Annotated in this window: 15 protein-coding genes; 4 read left to right on the top strand and 11 right to left on the bottom strand. The window is 66.9% G+C overall.

Annotated features, from left to right (window positions below; genetic code table 11):
* Window positions 1-8 precede the first annotated feature (8 nt).
* The 8 genes from ACSFA7_RS28170 to ACSFA7_RS28135 all read right to left on the bottom strand — a co-directional run bounded on the left by ACSFA7_RS28170 (window position 9) and on the right by ACSFA7_RS28135 (window position 9263).
* The gene (locus tag ACSFA7_RS28170; RefSeq protein ID WP_435502406.1) at window positions 9-842 is read right to left on the bottom strand and encodes a metallophosphoesterase; all 834 of its coding nucleotides are present in this window, start codon (window positions 840-842) and stop codon (window positions 9-11) included.
* Window positions 839-2497, bottom strand: a complete 1659-nt coding sequence (treF, locus tag ACSFA7_RS28165; protein ID WP_435502405.1) for an alpha,alpha-trehalase TreF — start codon at window positions 2495-2497, stop codon at window positions 839-841. The genes ACSFA7_RS28170 and treF overlap by 4 nt, the downstream gene beginning before the upstream one ends.
* A gap of 83 nt (window positions 2498-2580) precedes the next feature.
* Window positions 2581-3711, bottom strand: a complete 1131-nt coding sequence (locus tag ACSFA7_RS28160; RefSeq protein ID WP_435502404.1) for an acyl-CoA dehydrogenase family protein — start codon at window positions 3709-3711, stop codon at window positions 2581-2583.
* Window positions 3712-3741: 30 nt separating this feature from the next.
* A complete protein-coding gene (locus ACSFA7_RS28155; RefSeq protein WP_435502403.1) occupies window positions 3742-4992 on the bottom strand; it encodes a glutamate carboxypeptidase in 1251 nt (416 codons plus the stop codon).
* A 13-nt stretch (window positions 4993-5005) separates the two neighbouring features.
* Window positions 5006-6190, bottom strand: coding sequence for an acetyl-CoA C-acyltransferase (locus ACSFA7_RS28150; RefSeq protein ID WP_435502402.1), 1185 nt, complete (start codon window positions 6188-6190; stop codon window positions 5006-5008).
* Window positions 6191-6256: 66 nt separating this feature from the next.
* Window positions 6257-8077 (bottom strand): bifunctional isocitrate dehydrogenase kinase/phosphatase, encoded by a 1821-nt coding sequence (aceK, locus tag ACSFA7_RS28145; protein WP_435502401.1) that lies wholly within the window; start codon window positions 8075-8077, stop codon window positions 6257-6259.
* Between the two features lie 13 nt (window positions 8078-8090).
* Complete coding sequence (gene can, locus ACSFA7_RS28140) at window positions 8091-8825, bottom strand: carbonate dehydratase (RefSeq protein WP_435502400.1); 735 nt, start codon at window positions 8823-8825, stop codon at window positions 8091-8093.
* A 30-nt stretch (window positions 8826-8855) separates the two neighbouring features.
* Window positions 8856-9263: a MerR family transcriptional regulator gene (locus tag ACSFA7_RS28135; RefSeq protein ID WP_435502399.1), complete on the bottom strand. Its 408-nt coding sequence runs from the start codon at window positions 9261-9263 to the stop codon at window positions 8856-8858.
* Between the two features lie 125 nt (window positions 9264-9388).
* Here ACSFA7_RS28135 and ACSFA7_RS28130 point away from each other — a divergent pair, with 125 nt between their 5' ends.
* From ACSFA7_RS28130 to ACSFA7_RS28115, 4 genes are all read left to right on the top strand, one after another.
* Window positions 9389-10450, top strand: a complete 1062-nt coding sequence (locus tag ACSFA7_RS28130; protein ID WP_435502398.1) for an MBL fold metallo-hydrolase — start codon at window positions 9389-9391, stop codon at window positions 10448-10450.
* 17 nt (window positions 10451-10467) lie between these two features.
* The gene (locus ACSFA7_RS28125) at window positions 10468-11775 is read left to right on the top strand and encodes a leucine-rich repeat-containing protein kinase family protein (protein ID WP_435502397.1); all 1308 of its coding nucleotides are present in this window, start codon (window positions 10468-10470) and stop codon (window positions 11773-11775) included.
* Entirely contained in the window at window positions 11772-12683 is a 912-nt protein-coding gene (locus tag ACSFA7_RS28120; RefSeq protein ID WP_435502396.1) for a pseudouridine synthase, read from the top strand. The genes ACSFA7_RS28125 and ACSFA7_RS28120 overlap by 4 nt, the downstream gene beginning before the upstream one ends.
* A 67-nt stretch (window positions 12684-12750) precedes the next feature.
* On the top strand, window positions 12751-13521 hold the full coding sequence (locus ACSFA7_RS28115; RefSeq protein ID WP_257864927.1) for an SDR family oxidoreductase: 771 nt from the start codon (window positions 12751-12753) through the stop codon (window positions 13519-13521).
* 30 nt (window positions 13522-13551) lie between these two features.
* On the opposite strand, the gene ACSFA7_RS28110 is transcribed toward ACSFA7_RS28115, so the two are convergent.
* The 3 genes from ACSFA7_RS28110 to ACSFA7_RS28100 are packed head-to-tail and all read right to left on the bottom strand — an operon-like array spanning window position 13552 to window position 17239.
* Entirely contained in the window at window positions 13552-15393 is a 1842-nt protein-coding gene (locus tag ACSFA7_RS28110; protein WP_435502395.1) for an IlvD/Edd family dehydratase, read from the bottom strand.
* A complete protein-coding gene (gene denD / locus ACSFA7_RS28105) occupies window positions 15393-16409 on the bottom strand; it encodes a D-erythronate dehydrogenase (RefSeq protein ID WP_435502394.1) in 1017 nt (338 codons plus the stop codon). The genes ACSFA7_RS28110 and denD overlap by 1 nt, the downstream gene beginning before the upstream one ends.
* Window positions 16406-17239 carry a FadR/GntR family transcriptional regulator gene (locus ACSFA7_RS28100; protein ID WP_435502393.1) on the bottom strand — a complete coding sequence of 278 codons (834 nt, stop codon included), beginning with the start codon at window positions 17237-17239 and terminating at the stop codon, window positions 16406-16408. The genes denD and ACSFA7_RS28100 overlap by 4 nt, the downstream gene beginning before the upstream one ends.
* Window positions 17240-17242: the final 3 nt, after the last annotated feature.

Genomic DNA, 17242 nt, shown 5'->3' with positions numbered 1-17242 from the left:
ATGAGGCGCTACTGGAACATCACCCATTCCGGCCGCATGTTGAAACGCACCGGCAGGATGCTCACGCCCAGCCCGCTCGTCACGTACATGCGATTGCCCTTGTGCGCGATCCAGCCATAGGCCCACTCGCGCGGCGCACGGCCAGGCACCACCAGCGCACCGTAGCCCGGCATGCTCACCTGTCCGCCATGCGTGTGCGAAGCGACCACCAGCCCCTGCGTGCGCGGCATGGTCGCGAAGCTGAAGGGGTCGTGCATCATGACCAGCGTCGCGGCGCCCTTGGGTACGTCGGCCAGCGCCTTATCGGGCTCCGAATGGCCGGTCGAGTCGTCGCCGATGCCGACCACCCAGACGTCATGCCCCGGCAGGCGCACCGAGGCGTTCTCCAGCACGTGGATGCCCTGCGCGGACAAGGCCCTGGCCGTGCGTTCGCCGTCGTGCCACCAGTCGTGATTGCCGAGCACCGCGTACACGCCCTGCGGCGCCTTCAGGCGGCCGAGCACGGCGGCCATGTCCTCGATGGAGAACGCCTCGTCGTCGCCTGAACCCGCGAGGAAGTCGCCGGGCAGCAGGATCACGTCGGGCTGCGCCGCGTTGATTTCGTCGACGACGCGCGCGGCGCGCTCCGCGCTGGTGACACGCCATGCCGAGCGCGTCGTGAGGTGCCAGTCGCCCGCCATCGCCACCTTGAGGCCGGCCGGCGGCTGCCACTGCGCCGAACCCAGTGGCTCGATGCGCGCCGCGACCCAGCGTGGTTCGATGACAAAGCCCCAAACCGCCAGCGCGGCGAGCACGAGTGCGGCGGCGATCCGGCCCCAAGGGCGTCTTCGGGGTGCCGTCAAGGGCGCTTCAATTCCGGATAGATCGTCATCAGCTGCATCGCCACGCCATTGGTCCAGCCGAAGCCGTCCTGCAGGACGTATTCGCCGCCGCCGGCCTCGCCACTGTTGTCGATCACGTTGTATTTCTCGACCAGCTTGCCGCTGCTGCCGTAGACCTGCTGCACCTTGCCCATCCAGCGCGTTGCGATGTCGCGCGCAAGCGCATCCTGGCCATAGCGCCTGAGACCGTCCACAGCGACCCATTGCAGCGGCGCCCAGCCGTTGGGCGCATCCCATTGCTGGTCGGTGGGGATCGGCGTCGTCACCAGGCCATAGGGCTTCACCAGTTGCTTGCCTGTCCAATCGGCCACGCGCGCCGCCTGCGCGGGCTCCGCAAGGCCGACGAACAGCGGGTACAGCGTGGCGGCGCCCGGACGGCCGGTCGGCTGCTGCTTGATCCATTGGTAGTCCACATAGTGGCCACCGGCTTCGTTCCACAGGTACTTCTGCACGGCCGCACGGCGGCGTTCGGCGCGTTGCGTGAAGTCACTGGTGCACGCGGTGTCCTGCACGCGCTCGCAGCCCAGCCGGATCGCATTCTCCATGCCATACAGCAGGCTGTTCAGATCGACGGGCACGACCGCGGTGGTCTCGATGGTGGCCAGCGTCTTGCCGTCGGCGAACCAGCGGCTGCTGAAGTCCCATCCGCTCTCCGCGGCTGCGCGCACGTCGCGATAGACCTCCGCGGCGGGATGGCTGCTCTTCTTCGCCAGCGCAACGTCTTCCGCATACGACTCGTCACGCGGCACGGCCCGGTCGTCGTAGTAGCGGTTCAACACGCTGCCATCGGCCAGCACCACCACCCGGCGGTGCGCGGTGCCGGGCTTGAGACCGTTCGCGCCCTCCATCCAGAACGCGTACTCGCGCTGGAGTTGCGGCAGGTAGCGTGCATAGGCGGCGGCTTCATCCTGCGTGGACAGCAGGCCCACCATCTTGAAATAGAAGGGCGGCTGCGACCGGCTCAGGTAGTAGCTGCGGTTGCCGTTCGGAATGTGGCCGTAGCGGTCGATCAGGCTCGCAAAGTTGCCGACCATGTCGCGCAGCGAACCCGGCTTGCCGTTCTGCAGCAGACCCAGCATGGTGAAGTACGAATCCCAGTAGTACACCTCGCGAAAGCGTCCGCCAGGCACCACATAGGGCCCGGGCAGCGGCAGCAGCGAAGAGCCCGCGGCGGGCTTGTGCGGCTGCTGCGTCAGGTGCGGCCAGAGGCTCGCGATGTGCTGCGCGAGCGACTGCGAACGATCGCTCACGTAGGTGTCGGCGTTGTCCTGCGGCACATCGAAGTGCCGCTTCACGAAGCTGGAGAGATCGAAACCGGGCCGATCCTTCTCGCGCCGATATTGCGCGGCGATGGCGGCAGGCGAAGTCTTCGGAACGGCGTCGACGAAAGTCTTACCGTCCTTGAAAACCTGCCCGAGCTGGACTGCAGCGAAGAGCTCCGGATACAGCTCGGAGGGCGGCGCCGGATAGGCTGCGGCAGGTTTGGCGGCGACGAGTACTTCGGCATTCGCGGACGCGTTGAAAACGCCGAATGCCAGGCTGGCTGCCAACGCGGCAGCCGCAACGATCGAGAAGCGCGGACGACGATGCAGCGTGGCCGCGAATGCCTGAGTCATGTCAGTCTCCCCTTTGTCGGTTGGCGGAAACTCTACATGACGGGTGGCGATCAACGACCGTCACCCTGCCGCTGGGCGGGGCTTCAAGCCAGTGCGCGTTGGATCAACAGCTTCTGGATGTCCGACGTGCCTTCGTAGATCTGACACACGCGCACGTCGCGGTAGATGCGCTCGAGCGGAAAGTCGTTCACGTAGCCATAGCCACCCAGCGTCTGGATGGCGGCGCTGCACACGCGCTCGGCCATCTCGCTCGCGAAGAGCTTGGCCATGGCCGCTTCCTTCAGGCACGGCAGGCCCGCATCGCGCAGGCTCGCGGCGTGCCAGATGAGTTGGCGCGCGGCTTCGAGCTGCGTCGCGCATTCGGCGAGGCGAAAGCCCACGGCCTGCTGGTCGAAGATCGAGCCGCCGAAGGCCTGGCGCTCCTTCGCATAGGCCAGCGCCACGTCGAACGCGCTGCGCGCCATGCCCACGCTCTGCGCGGCGATGCCGATGCGGCCGCCTTCGAGCGCGCCGAGCGCGATCTTGTAGCCCTCTCCCTCCGCGCCGATGAGGTTCTCCGCCGGAATGCGGCAGCCGTCGAAGTTGATCTGCGCGGTGTCGCTGCTGTGCTGGCCGAGCTTGTCCTCCAGGCGCGCCACGGCGTAGCCGGGTGCGTCGGTGGGCACGATGAAAGCGCTCATGCCACGCTTGCCCGCGCCCTTGTCGGTCACCGCGACGACGATGGCGACCTGGCCGTTCTTGCCGCTCGTGATGAACTGCTTCACACCGTCGATCACATAGCCGTCGGCGTCCTTGCGCGCGGTGGTGCGCAGGCTCGATGCATCGCTGCCCGCTTGCGGCTCGGTGAGGCAGAAGGCGCCGAGCATCCGGCCCTGCGCGAGCGGCTCGAGCCATTTCTTCTTCTGCTGCGCGTTGCCGTAGCGCATGAGGATCGCGTTGACCGGACAGTTGGTCACGCTGATGGCGGTGCTGGTGCCACCGTCGCCGGCCGCGATTTCCTCGAGCACCAGCGCGAGCGTAAGGTAGTCCAGGCCCGCTCCGCCATGCTCCTCGGGCACGCAGATGCCGTAGGCGCCCAGCGCCGCGAGACCCTGGTGCGCCTCTTTCGGAAAGCTGTGTTCGCGGTCCCACTTCGGGGCGTTGGGCCAGAGTTCGGCTTGCGAGAAATCGCGCACCGCGTCGCGGATGGCTTCCTGGTCGGCACTGAGCAGCATGGCTGTGTCTCCTGTCTTTTTTCTTTGTGCTTACTTGCCTGCGCCCAGGTCCATGATCAGCCGTGCGGCCATGTACAGGCGGCGCGGAATGGCGCTGATGTCCACGTACTCGGCCTTGTCGCTGTGATACCCGAAGCCCGGCAGGCCCAGGCTCTCGATCACCGGCTTGCCCGAGAGCGCTGCGTAGGCTGCATCGGTGCCGCCGCCGGTGCGCTCTTCCACGCCGAGGTTGCCGCCGGCTTCCTTGTAGAACGCCACGGCCTTGTCGACCAGCTTCTTGCCGCCTTCGCCCGCATTGAAGGCCGGACGGCCGCGGGTGACCAGTACCTTGACGTCCGCTTCGGGCAGCTTCTTCTGCTGCGCCTTTTCTTCGAGCGTCTTCATCGCCGCCTCGAAGTCCTCGTTGCGCGCATAGCGCACATCGGCATTCAGCGTGGCGCTGGCCGGGATGATGTTCGACACGTTGCCGGCCTTGGCGATGGTCCAGTTGAAGCGCAGGTTCTTCGCCTTGTCGTCGATGCTCATCGTGCGCAGCACGAGGTCAGACGCCTCGACCAATGCGTTGACGCCCAGCTCCGGCGCGGCGCCCGCATGAGAGGCCTTGCCGGTGATGTTGACCTGCACGTAGGCAATGCCCGAGGTGCCGAGCGACAGCTTCTCGTCGCCGGCGCCGGTGGGCTCGAACGAGAGCACGTAGTCGGCGAGCTTGGCCTCTTCCTGGATCAGGTCGCGCGAGCCGAAGGAGCCCTTTTCCTCGTCGGTGTTGAAGAGCACGGTGATGGTGCCGTAGTCGCGCACGCCGTAGTCCTTCAGGAGCTTGAGCGTGTGCAGGATGACCGCGTTGCCGCCCTTGTCGTCGGCGATGCCGGGGCCGTAGGCCTTGTCGCCTTCAATCTTGAATGGCGCCTTGGCGAGCGTTCCCTTGAGGTACACGGTGTCCATGTGCGACATCAGCAGCAGGTTCTTGCCGCCGCGGCCCTTGAGCTTGCCGATGATGTTGTCGCCGACCACGAGGCCGGCCGACTTGCTGCGCGTGACGGTGAAGCCCAGGCTCTTGAGTTCGCCTTCGAGGTAGTTGCCGGCGGCGGCAATGCCTTCGGCGTCACCGGTGCCGGTCTCGATGTTGACGAGTTTTTCCAGCGTCTTGATGACGGCGGGCTGCTCGTCGGTGGCCGCTTGGAACAGCACGTTGTCGCGCTTTTGCGCCCAGCTGGCGGCAGGTGCCAGGAAAGCGGCGGCCAGCGTGGCGGCCAAGACGGTACGGGAGATGGATGGGTACATTGAAATTTCCTGCTTACAACAATTCGAGTGCCACGGCGGTGCCTTCGCCGCCGCCGATGCAGAGCGTCGCCACGCCGCGCTTCTTGCCACGCGCCTTCAGCGCATGGATCAGCGTGACCATGATGCGCGCGCCGCTCGCGCCGATCGGGTGGCCCAGCGCGCAGGCGCCGCCGTTCACGTTGACGATGTCGTGCGACACGTCGAGTTCGTGCATCAGCGCCATCGGCACCACGGCGAAGGCCTCGTTCACTTCCCAGAGGTCCACGTCCTTCACGGTCCAGCCGGTCTTCTTGAACAGCTTGGCCACCGCGCCGACCGGTGCGGTGGAAAACCACTCGGGCTCCTGCGCATGCGTGGCGTGGCCGACGATGCGGGCGATGGGCTTGGCGCCGATCTTCTTCGCATGCGACTCGGTCATCATGACCAGCGCCGCGGCGCCGTCGTTGATCGACGAGCTCGACGCGGCGGTGATGGTGCCGTTCTCTTTCTTGAACGCGGGCTTGAGCGTGGGGATCTTGTCGAGCTTGACCTTGCCCGGGCCCTCGTCGATGGAGATCACGGTGTCGCCGCTGCGGCCTTTCACGGTGACGGGGGTGATCTCTTCCTTGAACGCACCCGATTCGGTCGCGGCCTTGGCGCGCTGCACGCTCGCGATGGCAAAGGCGTCCTGCTGCTCGCGGGTGAAGTTGTACTTGGCGGCGCAGTCTTCGCCGAAGGTGCCCATCGAGCGGCCCGGCTGGTAGGCGTCTTCCAGGCCGTCGAGCATCATGTGGTCATAGATCTTGTCGTGGCCCATGCGGTAGCCGCCGCGGCCCTTGAGCATGAGGTAAGGCGCGTTGGTCATGCTCTCCATGCCGCCCGCGACGATCACGTCGTGCGTGCCGGCCAGCAGCAGGTCGTGCGCGAGCATCGCGGCCTTCATGGCCGAGCCGCACATCTTGCTGAGCGTGACCGCGCCCGCGCTGTCGGGCAGGCCGCCCTTGTAGGCCGCCTGGCGCGCCGGGGCCTGGCCCTGGCCGGCCATCAGGCAATTGCCGAACAGCACCTCGCCCACGCTCTCGGGCGCGATGCCGGCGCGCTCGACCGCGGCCTTGATGGCGGCGCCGCCGAGGTCGTGCGCGGAGAGGGAAGAAAAATCGCCTTGAAAGCCACCCATGGGGGTGCGGGCGGCGCCGACGATGACGATGGATTCGGACATGGTGGTCTCCTTCTTTGAATGCGAATGTGAAAGTGGAACGGTGGCTGCGGCCTGGGCCGCGGCCGGTCAGAAATGGGTCGCGTGCCCCTCGTGCTGGAAGCGTTGCGATTCTTCGTACGGGAACACATCGAGCATCTGCCCGGCCTGGATGCGTTCCTTGTGGTGCTGCCAGAAGGCAGCGTCGAGCAGGTCGGCGTGGTGCGCCATGAAGGCGGCGCGCACGTCCTGGTTGCCGAGCAGGAAGGGCTCGAAGGTCTCGGGGAACACATCCTTCGGGCCCACCGAGTACCAGACCTCGCCGCTCATCTCGTCTTCTTCGTTGCGCGGCGTGGGCACCTTGCGGAACTTGCAGTCGGTGATGTATTCGATCTCGTCGTAGTCGTAGAACACCACCTTGCCGCCGCGCGTGACGCCGAAGTTCTTCCACAGCATGTCTCCGGGGAAGATGTTGGCCGCGACCATGTCCTTGATGGCGTTGCCGTACTCGACCACCGCGTGCTCCAGCTGGTCCTTCGCGCGCTTTGCGTGGGCCGGGCTCTCGGGGTCGGCCAGCGTGTCGAAGGCTTCCTGCAGGTAGATGTTCAGCGGAATCATGCGGCGCTCGATATAGACGTGCTTGACCACGACCTCCATCTCCCCGTTGCCGTCGCGGTCGCCGATCTCCAGCTGGCTGGGCGCGAACTTCTGGATCTCCTCGATCAGCTCGGGCTCGAAGCGGTCGAGCGGGAAACCCACGTCGCTGTACTCCAGCGTGTCGGCCATGCGGCCCACGCGGTCGTGCTGCTTCACGAGCATGTACTTGCCCTTGATCTGCTCGCGCGTGGTGTCCTTCTGCGGCGGATAGAAGTCCTTGATGACCTTGAAGACGAACGGAAACGAGGGCAGGTCGAACACCAGCATGACCATGCCCTTGATGCCGGGTGCGATGCGAAAGCGGTCGCTCGAATAGTTGAGGTGCGAGAGGAAGTCGCGGTAGAACAGCGTCTTGCCCTGCTTGGCGAGGCCGAGTGCGTTGTAGATTTCGGCGCGCGGCTTGCGCGGCATCAGCGAGCGCAAAAACTGCACCCAGGCCGAGGGCACTTCCATGTCGACCATGAAGTAGGCGCGCGCAAAGCTGAACAGCATCTGCAGGTCGTCTTCGCCGAAGAGCGCCGCGTCGATGTAGAACTTGCCGGTGCTGTCGTGCAGGATCGGCAGCGAGAACGGAATCTCGGTGAAGCCGTTCATGATCTTTCCGACCACGTACGCGCCCTTGTTCCGGAAGAAGAGGCCCGAGAGCACCTGCAGCTGGAAGTTGGCGCGCAGCTTCACCTGCTGAAAGCGGTTCAGGATGACGTGCGCCACGCGCTCCGCATCGCGCCGCTTGTTCGCATAGCTGCCCTGCAGCGCGAAGTCGTCGAGCATCTGCTCGAGGGTGTCGGCCAGCGTGTCGTGCGCGGGGTAATACGGGCGATAGGTCGGCGCGCCGCGCGGCTCGATGTACTCGGTACTGATCGCGGGGCGAACGAAGATGAAGTCGTTCTGGAAGTAAGCGCGGTGCAGGATCTTGGTGGTCACCGAGTTGAAGAAGCTCTCGGCCAGCTCGGGCTGGTGGTGGTCCACCAAAAGGCCGATGAAGTGCAGCTTGACCTGGTGCCACACCTCCATCGGCTGGTCACCGGCCTTGAACTCTTTCTCGAGCCGGGCCACGGCCTCGTTCACGCGCAGGTCGTAGAACTCGATGCGTTCGCGCTGCGCCCGCTGCTGGCCGTGCCAGTCGGCGGTCTCGAAACGGTGCTTGGCGCGCGCCGATTCAGCGCGGAACAACCGGTAGTGCCGGTTGAAGCCATCGATCATCGCCTTGGCGATGTCGTAGGCCAGCGGTGAATCGAGGCGCTGCGGGAACATGGGCCCGGCCGGATTACTTCGCCGCGTCTTCGGTGCCGTCGGCGCCCGCCTGCGCGGAGGGCGAGGACAGCGCCGCCGCGCCCGCCGGCTTGCTCCACTTGTAGCGGATGCGCTGCACCGCGGCCTTGTAGGCCGCATCGAGCGGCTTGGCGCCATCGACGCTCAGGCCCAGGTCCTGCAAGAGGCCGTCGTGCACGCCGAAGGTCCAGCCGTGGATCAGCACCTTCTGGCCGCGCGCCCAGGCATCGACCATCACGGTGCTCACGGCCACGTTGACCACCTGCTCGGCCACGTTGAGCTCGCACAGCGCATCGACGCGCACCTCTTCGGGCAGGCTTTCGATCATCACGCTGTGGCGGTCGCGCACGTCCTGGATGTGGCGGATCCAGTTGTCGGCCAGGCCGATGCGCTTGCCGCTGAGCGCGGCCTTCACGCCTGCGCAGCCGTAATGGCCCACCACCATGATGTGCTCGACCTTCAGGTGCTCCACCGCGAACTGGATCGCCGAGAGCGCATTGAGGTCGGAGTGCACCACGATGTTGGCGACGTTGCGGTGCACGAACACTTCGCCGGGCTCCAGGCCCGTGATCTGGTTGGCGGGCACGCGGCTGTCGGAGCAGCCGATCCACATGTAGCGCGGCGTCTGCTGCTTCACCAGGCTGGTGAAGAAGCCGGGCCGGTCGCGTTCCATCTGTGCGGACCAGGCACGGTTGTGGGCGAACAGGTCTTCGAGGTTGGTGTCGGACATAGTCTTGATTGTCGATGAGTCGTGTACCGGTCAGGATGCCTCTGTGGCCCTGGCCGCTTTCTGGGCCTTGGCCAGGGTGGCGCGGCCCTTTTTCTCATGCTCCCTCACTTCGGCCAGGTTGGCCTGCAGCTCGTTCAGCTGCGCCTCCAGCTGGGCCCGGTGGGCGCCCAGCACGCCGAGAAACTTCCGCAGCTGCGGCACGGTGTCTCGCGGGCTGTCGTACATGTCCAGGATGTCCTTGGCCTCCGTGAGGCTCAGGCCCAGGCGCTTGGCGCGCAGCGTGAGCGTGAGCCGCGCCCGGTCGCGCGCACTGTACACGCGCTGCAGGCCGGCGCGCTCGGGCGTGAGCAGGCCCATGTCCTCGTAGAAGCGGATCGCCCTGGTGGTGAGGTCGAATTCCTTCGCGAGCTCGCTGATGGTGAAGGTTGGCGTGGACATGCGGGGGGTGAAAGGACGTTCCGGAAAGCGCCAGGAGGGGTGTTATGAGGGCGACAGCAGGTTTCTGCCCCGCTCCCTACAATGATGCCACCTACACATGACGTTTACGTAAACGTCAATCTTACATGAACCTCCTCGAACGCGAACTCCACTACACCCTGGGCGACACCCTGCCCGGGCCCGGCGAAGCCCTGGAAGTCGCGCCCGGCGTGCGCTGGATCCGCATGCGGCTGCCCTTCGCGCTGGACCACATCAACCTCTGGCTGCTGCGCGACACGATCGACGGCGTGCAGGGCTGGAGCGTCGTCGATTGCTGCATCTCGCACGACGAGGCGCGCGCGCAATGGGAGCAGATCTTCGAGACGCAGCTGGAGGGCCTGCCGATCCTGCGCGTGATCGTCACCCACATGCACCCCGACCACATCGGCCTGGCCGACTGGCTGTGCAAACGCTGGGGCGCGCCGCTATGGATCAGCGCCACCGACTACCACGTGGCCCGCGTGCTGAGCACCGCCGGCGACACGCTGGCGGGCGGCGATGCGGCGGCGGACTTCTTCGCCTCGCACGGCATGACCGACGCGGAAGGCATCGCCAAGATCCGCGCGCGCACCAACTACTACGCGAACATGGTGCCCGCGGTGCCCGACCGGTACGTGCGCATGATGGACGGCGACATCGTCACCATCGGCGGCCGCGCGTGGCGCTGCATCAGCGGCTACGGCCATGCGCCCGAGCACATCGCGCTGTACTGCGACGAGCAGAAGCTGCTGCTGGGCGGCGACATGATGCTGCCGCGCATCTCGACCAACGTGAGCGTGCACGCGGGCGAGCCCGAGGCCAATTCGCTGCGGCTCTTCCTGGACAGCATCGACAAGTTCAAGGCGCTGCCGGCCGACACGGTGGGGCTGCCCTCGCACGGCAAGCCGTTCACCGGCATCCACCGCCGCGTCGACCAGTTGCAGGAGCATCACCGCGACCGGCTGGCCGAACTGCTCGAGGCCTGTACCGCGCGCGCGCTCACGGCGGCCGAGGGCCTGCCGATTCTCTTCAAGCGCGAGCTCGACCTGCACCAGATCACCTTCGCGATGGGCGAGACGGTGGCGCACCTGCACCTCCTGTGGTTCTCGGGCCAGGTGAAGCGCGAGTTGGGCAAGGACGGCGTCTACCGCTTCGGTCCCCGAAGCTAGGGATTTAGACTCGGCGGATGGACACACTGGCCGAGCTGCGCGCGGGTCGGCTGGCAGGCGCCACCAGGCTCGATCTCTCGTGCGGACTCACCGAGTTCCCGCGCGAGATCTTCGACCTCGCCGATTCGCTCGAAACACTGAACCTCTCCGGCAATGCGCTCGATGCGCTGCCCGATGACTTGAGCCGCCTGCACAAGCTGCGGGTGCTGTTCTGCTCCGACAACCGCTTCACGGTGCTGCCCGAAGCCATCGGCGGATGCGATGGCATCGACATCGTCGGCTTCAAGGCCAACCGCATCGCGAGCGTGCCGGCCGCTGCATTGCCGCCCTCGCTGCGTTGGCTGATCCTCACGGACAACCAGATCGGGGAACTGCCCGACACGCTCGGCCATTGCACGCGAATGCAGAAACTCATGCTCGCGGGCAACCGGCTGGCCCGGTTGCCTGATTCGATGGCCGCGCTGCAGCAGCTCGAACTGCTGCGCATCTCCGCCAACCGCTTCGAGGCGCTGCCCGAGTGGCTGTTCTCCCTGCCGCGTCTCTCGTGGCTTGCGGCCGCGGGCAATCCGTTCGACACGCAAGCGGAAGACTCGGCGATCACCGCGCAGTCAGTGCCGCATGTCGATTGGCGCGACCTCACGCTCGGCAAGAAGCTCGGCGAAGGCGCATCGGGCGTGATCCACCAGGCGACGCTGAAGTCTTCGCGGCAGGAAGTGGCGGTCAAGCTCTTCAAGGGCGCGGTCACCAGCGACGGCTGGCCGCACAGCGAAATGGCCGCCTGCATCGCGGCCGGCGCGCACCCCACGCTGATCGCCGCGCAGAGCCGCATCGATGGCCACCCCGATGGCACCGAAGGCCTCGTGATGGCGCTCGTGCCGCCCTCTTTCCGCACGCTCGCAGGACCGCCGAGCCTCGCCTCGTGCACGCGCGACGTCTATGCGGACGATGCGCAATGGACGGCGGACGTCGCACTGCGCATCGCACGCGACATCGCCTCCGCCATGCAGCACCTGCATGCACGCGGCATCCTCCATGGCGACCTCTACGCGCACAACATCCTGTGGAATGCGCAAGGCGGCGGCCGGCTCGGCGACTTCGGCGCGGGGTGGATGACCGGCTCGCTCGATGCGGCGCAAGCTCAGGCCTTGCAGCGCCTGGAGATGCGCGCCTTCGGCTGCCTGCTCGAAGAACTGCTCGACCGCTGCAGCGATGCACCGCCCGCCGCCATGTCCGCATTGAAGGACCGCTGCATGCACCCCCACGTGCCCTCGCGCCCTTCCTTCGCCGACGCGCTGTCGGTGCTGCAGCGGGAAGCCGCGCAATGACCACCCACCGGCTGCCGCTGCCCACCCGCGACGGCGTGGGCCCCAGCTGCGTCGGCCTGCCCCACGGCGCCTGGCCGACCATCGCCGAATTCCTCATCGAGCGCTTTCCCGCGATCACGCGCGACGCATGGCTGGAGCGCATCGCGGCCGGCGACGTGATCGACGAGCACCGCGCGCCCGTCACCGTCGAACGCCGCTACGAATCGCCGCTGCGCGTGTACTACTACCGAACGCTCGACGGCGAAGTGCACATCCCCTTCGAGGCACAGGTGCTGTTCCAGGACGACCAGCTCGTCGTGGCCGACAAGCCCCCGTTCCTGCCCGTCACGCCCACCGGCAAGTACCTGCAGGAAAGCCTGCTCGTGCGGCTCAAGCGCAAGCTGCGCATCGATGACCTCGTGCCGCTGCACCGCATCGACCGCAGCACCTCGGGCTTGGTGCTGTTCTCGGTGCGGCGCGAGACGCGCGGCGCCTACCAGCAGATGTTTCCGGAGCGCCGCATCGCCAAGCATTACGAGGCGGTGGTTCCGTGGCAGGCGGGCGTTTCGTCGGTACCCGACATCTACCGAAGCCGCCTCGTCGACGACGAGCACTTCATGCGCATGCGGGAAGAGCCGGGCGAGCCCAACTCCGAGACGCACATCGTCGTGCAGGAGACGCTCGGCAACCGGGCCTTGCTGCGGCTTTCGCCCGTCACAGGCCGCAAGCATCAGCTGCGCGTGCACTGCCTGGCGCTCGGCATGCCGATAGAGAACGACCCGATCTACCCCGTGCTGCTGCCCGAGAACACCGACGACTTCGACAAGCCCCTGCAGTTGCTGGCCAAGTCGGTCGCGTTCCAGGACCCGGTCACCGGCGACCTGCGCAGCTTCACCAGCCCCCGGAGCCTGTCGCTGGCACCAAGGTGACGCGGCGTGGGCACGCTCCGCACTAAGCTCGTTTCCTGAAATTTTTCATTCAGGAGACACCCGTACCATGGACACCACCCAACTCTTCTCGCTGAAGGGCCGCACCGCCTTGATCACCGGTGGCTCGCGCGGCATCGGCCGCATGATCGCCGAGGGGTTCCTCGCCCAGGGCGCGCGCGTCTACATCTCGGCGCGCAAGGCCGCGGCCTGCGACCAGACCGCCAAGGAACTCTCGGCCTTCGGCCACTGCGTCTCGCTGCCGGCGGACGTGTCCACGGTCGAAGGTGCCCAGGCACTGGTCGATGCCTATGCGAAGCACGAAGGCTCGCTCGACATCCTCGTCAACAACGCCGGCGCCGCCTGGGGCGCGCCGTATGCCGAGTTTCCCGAGAGCGGCTGGGACAAGGTGGTCGACCTGAACCTCAAGACGCCCTTCTTCCTCACGCAGGCGCTCACGCCGATGCTCAAGAAGGCCGCGACCGATCACCTCTCGAAGGTGATCAACATCGCCTCGATCGACGGCATCTCGGTGAACCCGCAGGAAACGTATTCGTATGCAGCCAGCAAGGCCGGGCTGATCCAGCTCACGCGCCGCATGGCGTTGCGCCTCGCGCAAGACCGCATCGTGGTGAGCGCGATCGCACCGGGCGCATTCGCCTCTGACATGAACAAGGACGCGCGCGACCACGGCGACGAGGTCAAGGGCCGCATTCCCGCGGGCCGCATCGGCACGCCGGAAGACATGGCCGGCGCCGCGATCTACCTCGCCTCGCGCGCGGGCGACTATGTGATGGGCTCCACGCTTGTCGTGGACGGCGGCGTGACGCACGCGCGCTGAGCGCCTGAAGCACCCAGCGCGGCGGCTGCCTCAGTGGTTGTCGCGCGGCACGCCGAAGGTGGCGTGGATCTTTTGATACTTGATCGCCGGCTTGAGCACCATGCCCTCGGAAAGCTCGTCCACCACCGCGCGCTGAATCTCCTGCCACGGCGTCTGGCTCGGTGGGTACGCGTAGCCGCCGGCGGCCTCGAGCTTCTGGCGACGCTTGGCCAGTTCCTCGTCCGACACCAGCATGTTCGCCGTGCGCTTCTTCAGGTCGATGCGCACGCGGTCGCCCGTCTTCAGCAGCGCCAGCGCACCGCCGGTCGCCGCTTCGGGCGACGCATTCAGGATCGATGGCGAGCCTGAGGTACCCGATTGCCGTCCGTCGCCAATGCAGGGCAGCGCGGTGACGCCTTTCTTCAGCAGGTAGGCCGGCGCCCGCATGTTCACGACCTCGGCCGCGCCGGGGTAACCGACCGGCCCGACGCCGCGCATGAACAGGATGCTGTGCGCATCGATCTTCATCTTCGGATCGTCGATGCGGCGGTGGTAATCCTCCGGTCCGTCGAACACCACGGCCGTGCCTTCGAAGGCCATCGGGTCGGCGGGGTCCTCCAGGTACCGGGAGTGGAACTCGGGCGTGATCACGCTGGTCTTCATGATCGCGGAGTCGAAGAGGTTGCCGCTGAAGTCGAGGAATCCGGCGTTCTTCATCATCGGCTTGGCGTACGGGAAGATCACCTTCCGGTCTTCGGTGAAGCGGCCTTCGCAGTTCTCGATGATCGTCTTGCCGTTGACGGTGAGCGCGGGCTGGATCTTGCCCTTGGCGATCAACTCGGCCACCACCGCGGGCACGCCGCCCGCGCGGTAGTAGTCCTCACCGAGGTACTCGCCCGCGGGCTGCAGGTTGACCAAGAGCGGAATCTTGTAGCCGTGCTTTTCCCAATCGCCGGTGGTCAGCGGCACGCCGATGTGGCGTGCGATGGCGTTCAGGTGGATCGGCGCGTTGGTCGAGCCGCCGATGGCCGAGTTCACGACGATCGCGTTCTCGAAGGCGGCGCGCGTCAGGATGTCCGAGGGCTTGAGGTTCTCGCGCACCATCTCGACGATGCGCTTGCCGGTCATGTAGGCCATTTCCTGGCGGTCGCGGTACGGCGCGGGAATGGCCGCGCTGCCGGGCAGCGTCATGCCGAGCGCCTCGGCCAGCGAGTTCATCGTGGAGGCCGTGCCCATGGTGTTGCAGTGGCCGGTCGATGGCGCCGAAGACGCCACGAGCTTCAGGAAGCCGGTCTCGTCGATCTCGCCCGCCGCCAGCAGCTCGCGCGCCTTCCAGACGATGGTGCCCGAGCCCGTGCGCTCGCCCTTGTACCAGCCGTTGAGCATCGGCCCGGAGTTGAGCGCAATGGCCGGAATGTCGACCGTGGCGGCGGCCATCAGTTGCGCCGGCGTGGTCTTGTCGCAGCCGGTGGTCAGCACCACGCCGTCGAGCGGGTAGCCGTAGAGAATTTCGACCAGCGAGAGGTACTGCAGATTGCGATCGAGCGAGGCGGTCGGGCGCTTGCAGGTCTCCTGGATCGGATGGATCGGAAACTCGAACGCGATGCCGCCCGCATCGCGGATGCCCTCGCGCACGCGCTCGGCCAGCACCAGGTGGTGGCGGTTGCAGGGCGCGATGTCGGAGCCCGTCTGCGCAATGCCGATGATCGGCCGGCCCGATTGCAGTTCGTCGAGGCCGAGCCCGAAGTTCATGGTGCGCTCGATGTAGAGCGCCGTCATGTCGGTGTTGGCCGGGTTGTCGAACCACTCTTGCGAGCGCAGCTTGAGCGCACCCGAAGATTTCTTCGAGGCGTTGCTCTTCGACTTGGACGTGGGGCTTTTCTTCTTGCTCATCAGGACATTCCCTTCAGGGTTTCTGCCGCATTCGGAAGCGCGGCGCAATCGGCGATGTATTGGCGAATGATGTCTGCGAAATTCTCGTGCGGATGCAAGCCCAGCCGCGCCGCACGCTCGGCCGTGGCACCGGCGGGCCAGTTGGCCACGATGCCGGCGATGCGTTCGTCGCGCTCGAAACGCACCAGCGCGCGCACCTTGGCGCCGGCCACTTCCTCGAGCGCATCGAGCATGTCGCTCACGCGCACGTTGAGTGCCGGCAGGTTGAGCGCGGCGCGCCCGCCGAAGGCCTCGCGGCTGGCTTCGTAGACGGCGATGAGCCCATCGACCGTGCGCGCCGGCGAAGTCATCGGGTGCGACACGTCGGGCGACACCGGGCAGATCGATTCCACGCCCGCCAGCGGCTCGCGGATGATGCCGCTGAAGAACGACGAGGCGGCGCCGTTCGGGCGACCCGGCCGCACGGTGACGGTCATCAGCCGCGCCGCGCGGCCGTCGATGTAGCCCTTGCGGGTGTAGTCGGAGATAAGGTGCTCGCACACCAGCTTCTGCGTGCCGTAGGAGGTCTGCGGCAGCGGCAGCGTGTCGTCGGCCACCAGCTTGGGCAACGGCACCGACGGGTCGGGGCCGAACACCGCGACCGAGCTGGAGAACACCAGCCGCGTCACCTTGCCGCCTGCGCCGACGTTGGCACGCAACGCATCGAGCAGCGCGCGCGTGCTGTCGAGGTTGGAACGCAGGCCGAGTTCGAAGTCGGCCTCGCATTCGCCCGACACGGCCGAGGCGAGATGGAACACGCCATCGAAGGCTTCCGTCTTCAGCGCTTCGGTCTGCGCGAGCAGCGGGCCGGTGCGGGCCTCGACGCGCGCATCGGCCAGCAGGTCGGCCGGCGGCGGTGCGATGTCGGTCAGCACCAGCCGCTCGATGCGCTGGCCGGCCAGCGTGCCGCGCGCGAGCAGCGCTCGCGCAAGTCGGGAGCCGACGAAGCCGCCGCCTCCGGTGATCAACAGTTTCATGGGGTGTCCCTCTTGGTCCTCTTGGTGGTGCCGGTTGTGCGTTTGGCGGTGGTTGCCGGTGCGGCCTTGCGCAGCGCATATGCCGCGGCGCGACGGCGCTGCCCGGTGATGACGCCGCCTTCGACGAGCCGCTGCTCGCCGCGGATCAGGTGCTGCGTGGCGTGATGGCGCGCAGCCACGGGGTCGCGCGCCGCGATGGCTTCGACGATGGCGCGATGCTCGTTCTGCACCGCTTCCATGAAGTCGAGCCGGCGCGCCTCGTTGCCGCGCGTGATGCGCATGCCTTCGCGCAGGTATTGCTCGAGAAAGCCGAGCAGCAAACGGAACTGCGGATTGCCAGTCGCCTCGCCGATCACGCGGTGGAAGGCGAGGTCTTCGGCCACGCCGTCCTGCCCTGCGGCGGCGGCCGTGTCGATGGCCTTGAGCGCGCGCCGCAGCGCCGCGATCTGGCTGCGCGTCGCGCGCTTGGCGGCGAGCGCGGCGATCTCGCCTTCGAGCACGCGGCGCACCTCGACCACATGCACGACCGCCTGTACCGACTCGAGCACGGCGGGGTCGAAGGCGAGCGGACGATTGAGCGGCGCCTGCGCCACGAAGCAGCCCAGGCCTTGCCGCGAAGTGACCAGCGCCTGCGACTTGAGTTGATGCACCGCCTCGCGCACCACGGTGCGCGAGACGCCGTGCGAGGCCGCGAGTTGCTGTTCGGTAGGAAGACGATCGCCGGGCCGCAGCGCGCCCGATTCGATCTGCGCAGCCAGCCGCGAAGCGAGCCGGTCAGACAGGCGGTCCGTGACCAGAGGAAAGGATTCTGAGAGGGCGGAGGCCTGCACGGC

The sequence above is a fragment of the Variovorax trehalosi genome (genome assembly GCF_051216415.1).
Classification (GTDB): Bacteria; Pseudomonadota; Gammaproteobacteria; order Burkholderiales; family Burkholderiaceae_C; genus Variovorax.
Note: the sequence above shows the minus strand (reverse complement) of the source record. Positions and strands in the feature narration are given on the sequence as shown.

Coding starts and splice junctions, on each gene's coding strand:
- ACSFA7_RS28115 (WP_257864927.1), top strand. CDS start 12,751: ATGGACACCACCCAACTCTTCTCGCTGAAGGGCCGCACCGCCTTGATC.
- can (WP_435502400.1), bottom strand. CDS start 8,825: ATGTCCGACACCAACCTCGAAGACCTGTTCGCCCACAACCGTGCCTGG.
- ACSFA7_RS28135 (WP_435502399.1), bottom strand. CDS start 9,263: ATGTCCACGCCAACCTTCACCATCAGCGAGCTCGCGAAGGAATTCGAC.
- ACSFA7_RS28155 (WP_435502403.1), bottom strand. CDS start 4,992: ATGTACCCATCCATCTCCCGTACCGTCTTGGCCGCCACGCTGGCCGCC.
- ACSFA7_RS28160 (WP_435502404.1), bottom strand. CDS start 3,711: ATGCTGCTCAGTGCCGACCAGGAAGCCATCCGCGACGCGGTGCGCGAT.
- ACSFA7_RS28120 (WP_435502396.1), top strand. CDS start 11,772: ATGACCACCCACCGGCTGCCGCTGCCCACCCGCGACGGCGTGGGCCCC.
- treF (WP_435502405.1), bottom strand. CDS start 2,497: ATGACTCAGGCATTCGCGGCCACGCTGCATCGTCGTCCGCGCTTCTCG.
- aceK (WP_435502401.1), bottom strand. CDS start 8,077: ATGTTCCCGCAGCGCCTCGATTCACCGCTGGCCTACGACATCGCCAAG.
- ACSFA7_RS28130 (WP_435502398.1), top strand. CDS start 9,389: ATGAACCTCCTCGAACGCGAACTCCACTACACCCTGGGCGACACCCTG.
- ACSFA7_RS28125 (WP_435502397.1), top strand. CDS start 10,468: ATGGACACACTGGCCGAGCTGCGCGCGGGTCGGCTGGCAGGCGCCACC.
- ACSFA7_RS28110 (WP_435502395.1), bottom strand. CDS start 15,393: ATGAGCAAGAAGAAAAGCCCCACGTCCAAGTCGAAGAGCAACGCCTCG.
- ACSFA7_RS28150 (WP_435502402.1), bottom strand. CDS start 6,190: ATGTCCGAATCCATCGTCATCGTCGGCGCCGCCCGCACCCCCATGGGT.
- denD (WP_435502394.1), bottom strand. CDS start 16,409: ATGAAACTGTTGATCACCGGAGGCGGCGGCTTCGTCGGCTCCCGACTT.